Annotated in this window: 12 protein-coding genes and 1 riboswitch; of the genes, 2 read left to right on the top strand and 10 right to left on the bottom strand. The window is 40.1% G+C overall.

The features are described 5' to 3' along the window. Positions 1 to 3: 3 nt before the first annotated feature. The 3 genes from FTU06_RS01750 to FTU06_RS01740 all read right to left on the bottom strand — a co-directional run bounded on the left by FTU06_RS01750 (position 4) and on the right by FTU06_RS01740 (position 2,648). Entirely contained in the window at positions 4 to 666 is a 663-nt protein-coding gene (locus tag FTU06_RS01750; protein WP_180106789.1) for an urea amidolyase associated protein UAAP2, read from the bottom strand. An 11-nt stretch (positions 667 to 677) separates the two neighbouring features. Next, positions 678 to 1,415 (bottom strand): urea amidolyase associated protein UAAP1, encoded by a 738-nt coding sequence (locus FTU06_RS01745; protein ID WP_180144521.1) that lies wholly within the window; start codon positions 1,413 to 1,415, stop codon positions 678 to 680. Positions 1,416 to 1,444: 29 nt separating this feature from the next. Further along, positions 1,445 to 1,556: riboswitch (guanidine-I (ykkC/yxkD leader) on the bottom strand. Positions 1,557 to 1,754: 198 nt separating this feature from the next. Then, positions 1,755 to 2,648 (bottom strand): LysR substrate-binding domain-containing protein, encoded by an 894-nt coding sequence (locus tag FTU06_RS01740; protein WP_168377518.1) that lies wholly within the window; start codon positions 2,646 to 2,648, stop codon positions 1,755 to 1,757. Between the two features lie 190 nt (positions 2,649 to 2,838). On the opposite strand from FTU06_RS01740, the gene FTU06_RS01735 reads away from it, so the two are divergent. Next, positions 2,839 to 3,540 (top strand): HAD family phosphatase, encoded by a 702-nt coding sequence (locus FTU06_RS01735; RefSeq protein WP_180041495.1) that lies wholly within the window; start codon positions 2,839 to 2,841, stop codon positions 3,538 to 3,540. Positions 3,541 to 3,629: 89 nt separating this feature from the next. On the opposite strand, the gene FTU06_RS01730 is transcribed toward FTU06_RS01735, so the two are convergent. The 4 genes from FTU06_RS01730 to FTU06_RS01715 all read right to left on the bottom strand — a co-directional run bounded on the left by FTU06_RS01730 (position 3,630) and on the right by FTU06_RS01715 (position 8,853). Continuing rightward, complete coding sequence (locus tag FTU06_RS01730; RefSeq protein WP_111884393.1) at positions 3,630 to 3,947, bottom strand: hypothetical protein; 318 nt, start codon at positions 3,945 to 3,947, stop codon at positions 3,630 to 3,632. 223 nt (positions 3,948 to 4,170) lie between these two features. Next, the gene (locus FTU06_RS01725; RefSeq protein WP_180144519.1) at positions 4,171 to 5,670 is read right to left on the bottom strand and encodes a succinate CoA transferase; all 1,500 of its coding nucleotides are present in this window, start codon (positions 5,668 to 5,670) and stop codon (positions 4,171 to 4,173) included. Between the two features lie 133 nt (positions 5,671 to 5,803). Beyond that, the gene (locus tag FTU06_RS01720; RefSeq protein ID WP_078193795.1) at positions 5,804 to 6,973 is read right to left on the bottom strand and encodes a thiolase family protein; all 1,170 of its coding nucleotides are present in this window, start codon (positions 6,971 to 6,973) and stop codon (positions 5,804 to 5,806) included. 101 nt (positions 6,974 to 7,074) lie between these two features. Further along, positions 7,075 to 8,853 carry an acyl-CoA dehydrogenase C-terminal domain-containing protein gene (locus FTU06_RS01715; RefSeq protein WP_180011711.1) on the bottom strand — a complete coding sequence of 593 codons (1,779 nt, stop codon included), beginning with the start codon at positions 8,851 to 8,853 and terminating at the stop codon, positions 7,075 to 7,077. Positions 8,854 to 9,459: 606 nt separating this feature from the next. On the opposite strand from FTU06_RS01715, the gene FTU06_RS01710 reads away from it, so the two are divergent. Next, on the top strand, positions 9,460 to 10,065 hold the full coding sequence (locus FTU06_RS01710) for a TetR/AcrR family transcriptional regulator (protein WP_078190941.1): 606 nt from the start codon (positions 9,460 to 9,462) through the stop codon (positions 10,063 to 10,065). 66 nt (positions 10,066 to 10,131) lie between these two features. On the opposite strand, the gene FTU06_RS01705 is transcribed toward FTU06_RS01710, so the two are convergent. The 3 genes from FTU06_RS01705 to FTU06_RS01695 form a co-directional block, all read right to left on the bottom strand. Further along, the gene (locus FTU06_RS01705) at positions 10,132 to 10,326 is read right to left on the bottom strand and encodes a heavy-metal-associated domain-containing protein (RefSeq protein ID WP_180144516.1); all 195 of its coding nucleotides are present in this window, start codon (positions 10,324 to 10,326) and stop codon (positions 10,132 to 10,134) included. Positions 10,327 to 10,392: 66 nt separating this feature from the next. Continuing rightward, positions 10,393 to 10,812, bottom strand: a complete 420-nt coding sequence (gene cueR, locus FTU06_RS01700; protein ID WP_180003682.1) for a Cu(I)-responsive transcriptional regulator — start codon at positions 10,810 to 10,812, stop codon at positions 10,393 to 10,395. Between the two features lies 1 nt (position 10,813). Continuing rightward, a complete protein-coding gene (locus tag FTU06_RS01695) occupies positions 10,814 to 13,486 on the bottom strand; it encodes a heavy metal translocating P-type ATPase (RefSeq protein WP_180144514.1) in 2,673 nt (890 codons plus the stop codon). Positions 13,487 to 13,818: the final 332 nt, after the last annotated feature.

Here is a 13,818-nt window from a genome sequence, read left to right as displayed (position 1 = left end):
GTATTACTCCTCGCCTTCACGAATGATCAATTGAATTTTTGTTGGGTTATAGGCATTACATGGGTTATTCAGTTGTGGGCAGTTTGAGATCAATACGACCAAATCCATTTCGGCTTTAATCTCTACATATTTTCCCGGTGCAGAAATACCGTCATCAAATTTCAAATGTCCCTCAGCGGTCACAGGCACATTCATAAAGAAGTTAATATTTGGGCCGATATGGCGCACGTTTAAGCCATGTTTTTTTGCAATCGGATGTTGTGACAACGCAATCATGAAATTATTACGGCAACTGTGCATTGGAAATTTGTCATGTGCATAGCGAACAGTGTTGCTTTCACATGAACATGCACCGCCTAAGGTGTCATGACGGCCACAATTATCGTCATGGATGGTAGCAATTTTTTTGCCAAAGTTAGTGTATAGCGCCGTGCCTTTTTCTAAATAAATCTGTTGGTTAATCGCTAAAGTATCCGTCGCGCTATAACGCTCTTCAGGGTTTTGGCTAGAGATAAATAGCGTATCCACCGCTTGATTGCCTTCGAGGTCAACGATACGGAAATATTGCCCTTTTTTGACTTCGCACATCCAAGCTTCGCCGGCAGGACATACTTCGCTTAACACTGATTTTTCAAAATTTTGTGTTGGATTTACTAATGCAGTCATGATCATTCCCCTCAAGCCGTTAAAGCGTAATAGCGTTTATTATTTTGAAAAGCACGTTGATTTTGCGGGCAAGAATCACGGCAAACATCGGTGTCTGCCAAAGGCAACGCCTTAAATAAACTTAGTTGTACATCAGCAGGGTTATATTCTTCTGCTTGAGATAATCCATGTGGTGCACTAGATAAAAAGACCAAACAATCCATTTCAAAGCGCAGTTCAATGACTTGATTTGTATTGTCCGATGCAACATAACTTAAGTTGCCATTGTCATCAGGTTGAACTTTAGAGAATAAATTTAAGGTACTGCTGAGGTCAGTTGCAGATAAGCCAAACTTGGTCATTTCAAGCAATAAGCTATCTTTGCCATTACGGTACATATCATTACGGGCATCTTGGAAAGTTTTTGAACCAAATTGTTGTTCGATTTGTTGTGCGGTACTTGGTGCACAAAAAGCATCATTCCAAGCATGATCATCTTTCACAATCGAGATCATGGCACGGCCTAAATCCGATGCCAAAATATGACCCGTACTTAAATATGCCGTGTGCTGCCCTTTAAGACTATCTGGCATGTTGTAGCGTTCAAGCTTATCTTCACTATTTACACAGTACAGTGCCACATTGGCATTTTGCCCTAGCGATTTAAGCTGTAATACTACCCCACGCTGAATACGCGCTGACCAGTGGTGTCCACCCGGTAAAAGTTCAGTCCATAGTGCTTTATCGTCATGATAATGTATTGTGCTCATTGCAGCCTCTGCCTAATTCTTAACTGTTTACCTCCCGGGCTTTTATCCCTCCGTGCAGCTTTGCTTTGAATTAAAACGAAGCCGTGAACTCTCGGTCGCGGTCATACATGAAGATGTATCGGAACCCTAGATCACTTTATGATGTATGTAGAAATGCAAAGGCTGTGCCAATTTAGTATTACCAATTTATATAAACGTAATACTGCTATTTATTAGACTTTTTTATAGTATTGAGCTATAGCATGACCAAATCGGGTGCAGCCCATGCACAAAATTGCTGCAAAAATTGCAAAAAAAAAAGCCCAAAATCATTTTTGGGCTTTATGTAATGCATAAAAATTATTTTACCAATATCTCATGGAACATATGACGTAGCCATTGATGGCTGGTTTTATGATGGCAAGACATATGCCAATATTGCTTCACGCCATAGGTTGGAAATGCAATCGGTGCGTCAAATATTTTTAAGTTGCCGCGCGAAAGCAATACTTCACTCAAGTAATACGGCACAGTAGCAATCGCATCAGTGTCTTGCACGACTAAGCCTACACCTAAATAACTAGGTAAACGCATCAAAATATCACGTTTTAAATCAAGGTTAAGCAGCTCATTTTCAATATGGTAGTGCCCCATCCCTGCATCAATATCAATGTGCGACTCTGATAAATATTGCTCAGTTGTAATGGTGTCACCCTTTAATCGTGGATGATCTTTAGCTGCAATCACCACATAATATTGCTCAAACAGTTTTTGCTGATAAAAGCCGCTTTCCAAATGCGGTAAAAAACCCAGTGCCAAATCAATTTCACCATTCGCCATTTGATAACTGGTTTCAGTGGTAATCGGTCGTACATTTAGACGTATTTGTGGCGCGTGTTTTTTTAGATATTGGCTGATTTTAGGCAATAAAACCAAATGAGAAACATCGGTCATGGCTAGAGTAAATTGTTGATCTGAAATGGCTTGATCAAAATTAATCGTAAAATTATTAATGGCTTCGACTTTACTCAAGGCTTCGCTGACTAAAGGAAATAATTGACGCGATAACTCCGTAGGCACCATTTCATTGCCGATACGTAAAAATAAGGGATCGTTATAATGCTGTCGTATTTTATTTAAAATATTACTGACTGTAGGCTGGCTCATTTGCAAGTGTTCAGCAGCTTGCGATACATTTTTGTACTTATAAACATGAAAAAAAATGCTAAGAAGTTTACAGTCCAATTCAAACACGAAAAATTTAGTCCCTAATTAAATATTGCAAGTTATGCTGTGCATCATCTGCTGAATTATACAAAAAGCCAATAACGAAATATTACTTTTATTGCAGATGAAACGCCAGTTTAGCCTGCTCAGTTGCATTTGGCTTTTCAACACTCCAATCAGTCCGCATAATAGACCCAGCACGAATTTGGATATCAACATGCTTCAAGGAAAAAAACTGGTTTGTTTTGATTTAGATGGCACACTTATCGACTCTGTTGGCGTGTGGAATCAGGTCGACGCAGATTTGATTCAACAGTTAACTGGACAAACCATCCAACTGGGTTTAATTCAACGTGAACGTGACATTCAGCTGCAATTATTTAAAAACACACCAGACCCTTACTTAATGTATTGTAACTATCTAAAAGATACTTATAAGATTGAACAACACACAGCAGATCAAATCAAACAGCAACGATATGCCATTTCACAGCATTTTTTAGAACATATCATCTTGCTTAAACCACATGCAGCGTTATTTGTTCAACAGCTCATTCAGCAAGGCATTCAGGTGGCAATTACCACCACGACCAGCTTGCAAAATATTTATCGATATCAAAAAAATATTAACATCTATCCAATGCTGCATTTTGAAAATAGCTTTGATCTGATCCTGACCCGTGAAAGTGTCAAAAATATTAAGCCGCATCCTGAAGTCTATTTACAGGCGATTGAACATTTTGCAGTTCGACCTGAAGAATGTTTAATTTTTGAAGATTCACTCATTGGTGTAGAAGCTGCAAATGCAGCAGGCATTGAAGTGGTTGCCGTGTATGATGCATATTCAGAGCACGAAATTGAGCAAATCAAAAATAAAGCGGATTATTTTATCCATGATTTCTCTTCGGTTCTGAACTAAGTTAAAGTAAATAAGCGTTCGCTTAAAAGTTAAAAAGCAGCCCAACTTAGAGGCTGCTTTTGATATTTTTGCATCTATAGATAATTGATCTATTTTACTTTTTTATAAATGGATCCAGACCCAACTAAATTTCCAGTTTTTTCGTCAATCGCAAATTCAACAGCACCTGTCCCAGAGTTTACAGCCAGTAAACCAGATTCAGCGACAGACGCAGGTACAGGATTTTTCTTTTCAGATTTACCACTTTGTTTATCTTTTAAAGTATTGGTAATGAAATAGTTTTCACCATTTTTACTAATAATCAACGCATTTTCAAGTTGCGGATCTACTGCGGTATTTTGCCATGTTCCAGCATAATCAGGCGCTGGACTTTGTTTACATGCAGTGAGGAGAACTGCGAACAACATCGCAGAAAAAAATTGAATCTTTTTCAAAATACTGACCTTCTTTGTCAATGAATTTTGCATTATAGAAAGCCTTGAAGAGAACTTAAGACCGTTCATGTTGTGCAAAAGTTGCAAACCAAGTCCTGCTGTTTTTCTTTTGTCATGTTTTGAAACATTTGTAGTCTTTCATAATAAATAAGCCCACTTGATCGTGGGCTTATTTAAAAATTTTCAATCTTTAGATTTATACGATTTGACGCATTGAACCGGTTTCTTCAAAAGTGGCATGCCAAGACAAAGCCTCTTTTAAAATATGCGGCGTTTGACCACCAAGCTCACATGCGCGTTCAAAGTAGCTCAACAATGCTGCGCGATAATCTGGATGTGCACAGATTTCAATGACTTTACGTGCACGCTCACGTGGTGAAAGACCACGTAAATCTGCCAAGCCCTGCTCTGTAACCACGATGTCAACGTCGTGGTCAGTATGGTCGGTATGACTCACCATTGGCACCACAGATGAAATCGCACCACCTTTTGCAATCGACTTGGTTACGAAAATGGCAATGTGCGCATGACGAGTAAAGTCTCCTGAACCGCCAATACCGTTCATCATTTTCGTACCCGTCACATGGGTCGAATTTACGTTTCCGTAAATGTCAAACTCAAGCGCCGTATTAATCGCAATAATGCCTAAACGTCGAATGATTTCAGGGTTATTGGATAGCTCTTGTGGACGTAACACAATTTTGTCTTTGTACTGATCAAAATTGTTCATCACGTGCTGTGCACAAGGCTCAGATAACGTCATTGAACAACCTGAGGCAAATTTCATTTTTCCAGAATCAATTAGCTGGAAAGTACAGTCTTGTAGTACTTCTGAATACATTTCCAAATCATGAAAATTCGAATGCTCAAAACCGGCAAATACAGCGTTGGCAATCGAACCCACACCTGACTGTAGCGGGCCTAAATTTTCAGGCAAACGCCCTGCTGCGACTTCACCTTCAAAGAAATCAATCAGATGCTGAGCAATCGCTAGGGTTTCAGCATCAGGTTCATCCATTTTAAACTGGGTATCTGGCAGATCATTCAACACAATAGCTGAAATCTTATCGGGGCTGACATTGATCCCAATCGTACCGATACGTTCACCGACCTGAGTCAGTGGAATTGGCCCACGGTTTGGTCGCACTTTCGGCACATAAATATCATGTACACCTTCTAGCACTGGGTTAATCGTATTATCAATTTCAATAATCACATGATCTGCCATTTCAATGAAATTGGCTGAGTTACCACATGAACCTGTCGGAATAACTTGACCATCTTCTGTAATTGCAGTCGCTGCAATAACGGCCACATTAATGCGCGGTAAATTATGATGACGAATATTATCGGCCATTTCAGACAAGTGTTGGTCAATATACATGACCTCGCCAGCGTTAATGGCTTTACGTAAACCAGGATCTGCCTGATACGGATAACGACGTTCTATCGCATGCGCCGCATTGAGGCGACCATCGATACTATTTCCTAAACTAGCACCCGTTGCCAACGTGATACGAAGAGGATGTGAAACTGCATGATCTGCAAGTGCCAATGGAACCGTCTTTGCCTCACCTGCACCACCAAAACCACTTAAACCAACCACTGAACCATCTTGAATTAACTCAATCGCTTTTTCAGCAGACATTACTTTGTCGCGAAGGGAGAGTAAGCGAATGCGATCTAAACCATTCATAATTAAATCTCAAAAAATAAATATCTCAAAATAAACATCTTTTTTCGCCATCCCAGCGAACTGAGATAGCGTTTGTTATTGCTTATCTAAAAACGTACTTATCTAAAAGCTTACTTATATAAATTGAGGCAAATTAAATCAGTTCAACCGCAATTGCAGTTGCTTCACCGCCACCAATACACAGTGCTGCGACACCTTTCTTACCGCCAGTGCGTTTTAAGGCATGAATCAGCGTCACAATAATACGTGAACCTGATGAACCTAGTGGGTGACCAAGTGAGCAAGCACCACCATGAATGTTCACTTTTGCTTCATCTAAGTTAAATCCATCAATTGCCAGCATTGTAACCATGGCAAATGCTTCATTGACTTCCCATAGATCAACCTCTTGTGCATCCCAACCGGCTTGTGCAAGTACTTTCTCAATAGCACCGACTGGAGCAATCGTGAACTCTGACGGATGCTGTGAATTTGTAGCATAAGCAACGACTTTCGCCAGTGGCGTTAAACCACGCGCTTGAGCCGTTTCTTCTGATGTAACCACCAAAGCTGATGCACCGTCAGAAATTGAGCTGGCATTGGCAGCTGTGATCGTGCCGTCTTTTTTGAATGCAGGACGCAGTGTTGGGATTTTTTCAGGCTTAGCACTTAATGGCTGTTCATCTGTGTCAACAACGACGTCACCTTTACGGCTTTTAACAGTAACTGGCACGATTTCATTTTTGAAGAAACCGCCTTGAATCGCTGCAACGGCTTTATTGAGTGAGTTGATGGCAAAAGCATCTTGCTGTTCACGGGTATAGCCTTTTTTATCTGCCATATCTTGTGCCAGAATACCCATCGATAAACCTGTCTCAGCATCTTCTAAGCCTTCTTGAAACATGTGGTCTGTAGTTTTACCATGCCCCATACGATAGCCTGAACGCGCTTTTTCAAGTAAATATGGCGCATTTGACATCGACTCCATACCACCAGCAACCACAATATTAGCAGAACCGGCTTTAATCGCATCAGCTGCTTGCATCACTGCCTTCATGCCTGAACCACAAATTTTATTAATCGTGGTGGCACCCGTTGTATCTGGCAAACCTGCTTGACGCATCGCTTGGCGTGCAGGACCTTGTTTAAGACCAGCCGGTAATACACAGCCAAAAATAACTTCGTCAATATCTGTAGGTTCTAAACCTGCACGTGCAACAACAGCCTGAATCGCTGCAGCACCTAAGTCTGGGGCTGTACAAGATGAAAGTGAACCCTGAAAACCACCCATCGCTGTACGTACGCCATCTACAATTACAATCATTTCTTATTTCATCCTGTTTTAAATCTTTTAACCCCAAGGAACCATGACTGGTTCCTCAGATTTTCCATCTTAATGTTTTTCACAGTGGTTTCGATGAAACCTTAAGATTGAGCGGTGAAGTATTCTTCAGATAGCTGCATGATAAGTTCAGAACCTGCTTTAATGCGTTGAGCACGGGCAGCAAGGTCAGGTAGAACTTTCTCAACATAGAAATCTGCGAGTACCAGTTTGTTTTGGAAGAAGCTCTCTGGTTTTGCAGCCGCAGCTTTGCTAATACGTGCAAACATATAAACAAAGCTGAGTAAACCAACTGCATGCAGATAATCGACTGCAACCGAACTGCTAAAGTCTGGTGTAGTTTTAGATTGTTCAATAATGAATTGCGTTAATGCTTCAACTTCGTCAGAAACTTGCAATGCTGCAGATTTAACTTTTGAATCAGCCATGGTTGCAGCAAAGTCACGAATTTCAGCAATGTATTCGGCAATAAATGCACCATTACATTTCGTGGTTTTGCGTCCAATTAAATCAATCGCTTGTACGCCATTTGTGCCTTCGTAAATCTGTGAAATACGTAAGTCACGAATGCATTGCTCCATACCCCATTCACGGATATAGCCATGACCACCAAAGCACATTTGCGCTTCTAAAGTAGCTTGTAGGGCTGTATCTGTTAGGTAGGCTTTTGCAATAGGTGTCAATAAAGCCACGCGGTCATTGGCTTTTTTCACAGCAGCTTCGTCAGTTGAATATTTTGTAATATCCAGTTGCTGGCCAACATACACAGCAAATGCACGAGATGCTTCGTTGTTGGCACGTACATTCAACAACATACGACGTACATCACCATGTACTAAAATAGAGTCTGCTGGTTTTTCAGGAGATTTCACACCTGTCGCAGAACGACCTTGTAGACGATCAGTCGCATACTGTGCAGCATTTTGGTAAGCAAATTCTGCGGCGCCAATCCCTTGGATACCCATCGATAAACGTTCATAGTTCATCATGACAAACATCGCCGCAAGACCTTCGTTTTCTTTACCAACGATATAACCTTTGGCACCATCAAAGTTCATAACACACGTTGCAGAACCTTTAATACCCATCTTGTGTTCAATTGAACCCGCTGAAACAGCATTACGTTCACCGACTGAGCCATCGGCATTGACATGGAATTTTGGAACGATAAACAATGAAATACCACGTGAACCCGCAGGTGCATTTGGCGTTTTTGCTAACACAAGATGGATGATGTTTTCACACAGATCATGTTCACCACTGGTGATGAAAATTTTCGTGCCTGTAATATTAAATGAACCATCTTCATTCGGCTCTGCTTTGGTTTTAATGATCCCCAAATCAGTCCCTGAATGTGGTTCAGTTAAACACATAGTGCCTGACCATTCACCCGTATAAAATTTTGGAAGATAGGTTTCTTTTTGCTCTTGCGAAGCACGGTCATTAATCGCCATACCTGCACCCACAGTCAGTAGTGGATACAACATAAATGATGGATTGGTACTCCAAATCATTTCGTCAGCAAGTACCGTCAACATTTTCGGCATGTTTTGGCCGCCCCATTCTTCAGAAGCGCCTAAACCAACCCAACCACCTTCGGCGAATTGTTTAAAAGCGTCTTTAAACCCTGTAGGCGTAGTAACAACACCATTACTAAACTGCGCACCACCTTCTTCATCGGCTGTACGGTTCAAGTCTAGAATAACGTTTTTAGAAAACTTAGCCATTTCTTCTAAAATAGCATTTGCAGTCGCCATATCAATATGAGCTAAGTTTTCATTTGACTGCCAGAACTCATCTGCATTGAATACATCATTTAAGATGAAGTCCATGTCCTTTAACGGCGCATTGTATATTGGCATTGTACTTTCCTTTTCTACAGGCTTTGTCAGCGTCTTTGACAAAGTACTTTTTTAAAGTTGCACGCTCCCGCACAAAATCATCAAATCAATTTTGTGTGGATTTTTTTAAAGATCTGTTTTTTCAGATAGATATCTAAAAAGAATATAGATAATGTGTTTTTACCGACAAGTGAAAAATAACCACCTGATATTTTGAGCAGCATTATTTTATTACACTTAAATAAATTTATTGAGTTGACTAAATTTATAATTGGTAATTGATTAAAACCAAACATAATAGTACCCATAATCATGTTTAATTTAGGTTGTATTAATAACATAACAACCAAGACCGTTTTGTTAAATGCTGCTTTTGTTGTAAAAGCGAAAAGACAATAAATTAAAAAAAATAAAAATGGAATTTTATTTCAAAAAAATGACCTCAAGGGTTCAGTTTTATTGACATTAATTTTATGCTATGAATTCTATATGCTTTACGCACTCTACTAATGTCTTTATTTTTAAACCAATTTATGTAATATTTGAGACCATAGTGGAATGTAAGATTCACAAGATTTAGCTTAAGCTAGGCTTGTTCACCCTCAAGCTGTTTATGGAACAGGTATCATGAGTTCAGTACGCCAACAAAATTTTATCCTTCGCAAGGAAAAAATTTTAGCCATGGCAGAAACCCTGCTATTAGATAATAATCAAGACATCACCTTAAGTGAGTTAGCTTGTGAACTAGATATTGCCAAAGGCACGATTTATAAACATTTTAAAAGTAAAAACCAATTATATTTAGAACTGATTATCTTAAATGAAAAACGATTATTAGAAATTTCAAAAAAATATAATCATGATATTAAAACTTATGTTTCACAATATATGCTTTATAATATGTTGAATTCTAATCGAACTATATTATTACATGTCATTGAAGAACGTCTAACCAATAATGAACGTAAATTAAAAGAGTTATTTGAAGAGCTCTATCGTGTCCGTGAAGAACGTATTATTGAAATTAAGGACATGACCAGTGATTATTTAAAATCACTTGAAAGCGCAATGTCGATACGTGATTATTTATCCTATATTTGGACGGTCACTTATGGTGCATCCCTACTCCTTAATTCGACGCATTATCAAAAATCAATCGGTTCACGTGAACGTTTAATCAAGCTATATATTAATCAGGCGCTGATGACGCCAGATAAAATTTCAGCCGTATAAAATTGATTGAGAAATAAAAAAGCCGAACAACTTTTCGGCTTTTTTATATATTGCACAATATCTAAGTTATGCAATCACAGGTGGGAAACCATCTTCGGTTAAAGCGCTAATCAATTGCTCTACACTAGCACTGGATTCAACCTCAACTAATTTAGTGGCTACATCAATAGTGACCGTTGCATTTTCATCTAAGTCTTTAATCGTTGCTGTCACGCTACGTGCGCAACCACCACATGTCATATTATCAATACGAAATTTCATGCTGTTCATCCTTCTTTTCTAATAACAACACTATAAACCTTGCCACGATTGTAAGGTCAAGCGGGTTTAAATCTTTGCTGTATGGCAGCACTCAGCCATGCCCGTTTCGATTTGATTTAAAATCGTACAATCGGCTTGATCATTACCGGCACAGCCATCGACGGACTGTTGCAAGATCTCAACCATGGCCTGTAAGTCTGCGATTTTTTGATTTAAGGTCTGGATGTGTTTTAACGCCAATGCTTTAACTTCTACACTTTGCCGACTTTGATTTTTCCAAAGCCCAAGTAAATCTTTCATTTGTTCAGAAGAAAAACCTAAATCACGCGCATGTCTTAAGAAACTCAAGGTTTTAATATCGGCTTCCGAGTAAATTCGATAGCCTGCATCAGTGCGCTGCGCATTATTTAACAGCCCAATCGATTCATAATAGCGGATCATTTTTGCAGAAATGCCCGATGCTTTCGCTGCTTGTCCAATATTCATCTCAAGACTCCTGAAAAACTGGCCCTTTAAATGCTTTTAAACGCAAGGCATTCGACACAACAAACACCGATGAAAGTGCCATTGCACCTGCTGCGAACATAGGTGAAAGCAGTATGCCAAAGAATGGATATAACACACCTGCAGCGACAGGAATCAATGCTGCATTGTAAATAAATGCCCAAAATAGGTTTTGGCGAATATTATTCATCGTCGCTGTGCTCAGTGCGATTGCTGTCGGTACCATTTGTAAATTACCCGACATGAGCACCACGTCCGCAGCCTCTATCGCCACATCTGTCCCTGTACCAATCGCCATGCCCACATCTGCTTGCGCAAGTGCAGGCGCATCATTAATACCATCGCCCACAAAACATACAACACCATGTTCTTTTTGCAATTTTTGTACAAATTGCACTTTTTGATCTGGCATCACTTCAGCAATCACATGATCAATTTTCAACTGTCGTGCTATCGCAGTGGCAGTGTGTCGGTTGTCACCTGTAATCATGGCCACTTTCAGTCCTAAATCATGCAAAGCTTGAATGGCTGCGAAGGTTGTGGCTTTGATCGGGTCGGCAACAGCAACAATGGCAGCAAGCTGTTGATCGATCGATACATATAGCGGGGTTTTCCCTTCATTGCCCATGCGTTCTGCCAGTGCTGAAAAGATTTGTGTTTCTAAACCAAGTTTATGCATCAAATGATCTGCACCAATATAAATGCTTTGTCCTTCAACAACCGCCTGAATCCCAGCACCAGTCACAGAATCAAACTGGTCAACCTCTAAAAGTTGCACTTGCATCTCTTTCGCAGCTTGTACAATGGCATAGGCAATCGGATGTTCAGATTTCTGCTCTACAGAGGCCAATAACTGAAATACGCGATCTTTATCAAAAGCTTCAGTGACTTCAAAATCAGTCAGTTTCGGTTTACCTTCCGTCAAAGTCCCTGTTTTATCGACTGCAACCACTTGAGTATTTTTGAGTTGTTGTAAGGCTTCACCTTTACGGAACAATACTCCAAGCTCTGCACCTCGCCCTGTACCGACCATAATAGACGTTGGTGTTGCCAAACCCATTGCACATGGGCATGCGATGATCAGTACTGCTACAGCATTGACTAAAGCATAGGTTAAACTCGGTTCAGGTCCTACAACATACCAAACTAAAAAGGTGATCAAGGCCAACGCCATCACCACTGGTACAAACCATAAAGTGACTTTATCCACCAAAGCTTGAATCGGTAATTTTGAACCCTGAGCCTGTTCGACCATATGGATAATTTGTGCCAAAACAGAATCTTGACCCACCGCAGTGGCTTGTATTTTCAATGCCCCATTTTGGTTAATGGTTCCACCGACAACTTGATCACCGGCTTTTTTCTCGACAGGAATTGGCTCGCCACTGATCATGGATTCATCAATATAACTGTTCCCAGACACTACAGCACCATCGACTGGGCAACGTTCACCAGGCCGTATTTCAATCAACATACCTGTTTCAACATCGCTAATCGGTAAATCTATATAGCTACCAGATTGCTCTACACGTGCAGTTTTGGGTTGCATACCGACTAAGTATTGAATGGCTTGCGATGTTTTACCTTTGGCTTTCGCCTCCATAAAACGACCCAACAGAATCAACGCCACAATCACTGCAGCTGCTTCAAAGTACACATGAACGGTACCTTGTGGTAATAATTGCGGAGCAAACGTGGCAACGCAAGAAAAACTATAAGCAGATAAAGTCCCGACTGCGACTAAAGAATTCATATCCGGGGCAAGTCGCGCAAGTGCAGGTATGCCGTGCTGATAAAAACGTCTTCCGGGTAGGATTAAGACCAAAGTGGTTAATATAAACTGAATATACCAACTATTTTGTGTCCCTAAATTATGCGCAATAAAATGATGAAAAGCTGGAATCATGTGTGATCCCATCTCCAAAATAAAAACAGGAACAGCAAGTACCAATGCGATGATTAAATCACGTTTGAGTAACCGAGCTTCATCGGCTTTTTTTTCTGCCATTGTCGGTTGTAGTTGTGTAGCAACGGTCGCACTGTATCCCGCTTTTTTAACTGCCGCGATCAATTCTTGTGTTTTTGAAACTGGCGCCTGAACAAAGGCTTTTTCACTGGCTAAATTTACCGTTGCTTTATTGACACCCTCTACAGCGTTTAAGGCTTTTTCAACCCGTGCTACACATGAAGCACAGGTCATTCCATCAATATTTAATTCAATATTGGGCTGTGCAATATGAAAACCTGCTTTTTCTACAGACTTCGCCAATGCAGAATTTTCAACAGGTGCCAATGCCGTGATCGTGGCTTTTTCAGTTGCCAAATTCACTTTTGCATCGATGACTTCTGGAACTATCTTTAAGGCTTTTTCAACACGTGCAACACACGATGCGCAAGTCATCCCTTCAATTTCAAGTTCAAGCTGCTTTTGTGCAACGCCAAAACCTGCCTTTTCAACGGCCTGAATTACCGCCGGATAATCCACATTTTTATCACTCTGAACATGTGCTGTTTCAGTGGCTAAATTCACTTGAGCATCAGTGATGCCATCGACTTTTTTTAAGGCTTTTTCCACCCGTGCCACACAAGAAGCACAGGTCATCCCTTCAATAGCAAGTGTGCCATCAAAAAGTTTGTGTTCTGTCGAATCTGTCATGGCAACACCCCAATTATATGTGCTTGTTTTAGGCTATAGCTTAAACTTTACCACAATGGGAAGGTCAAGTTTTTCTGACTCACAGCAAGGCTTTTCTTTAAGGTATAAAATTGCGAAGATTTAAAAACATAATCAATAATATTGAATAATGATTATTCAATTAGTTTATTTTTCTGATATTAAAACTACACATTTCCTCATTATTCAGTAAGATAAAGATTCGTGACCACCAAACGAATTACTCTCTTTCGCATGTACAAACTGTCGAACATTTGCTTTAACTGCGCATATTTGTGTGCTTTTTTATTTTTAATTTTAAGTTGGAGTCTAGA

Source organism: Acinetobacter sp. YH12052 (assembly GCF_013419835.1).
In the GTDB taxonomy this organism is placed as follows: Bacteria; Pseudomonadota; Gammaproteobacteria; order Pseudomonadales; family Moraxellaceae; genus Acinetobacter; species Acinetobacter amyesii.
Note: the sequence above shows the minus strand (reverse complement) of the source record. Positions and strands in the feature narration are given on the sequence as shown.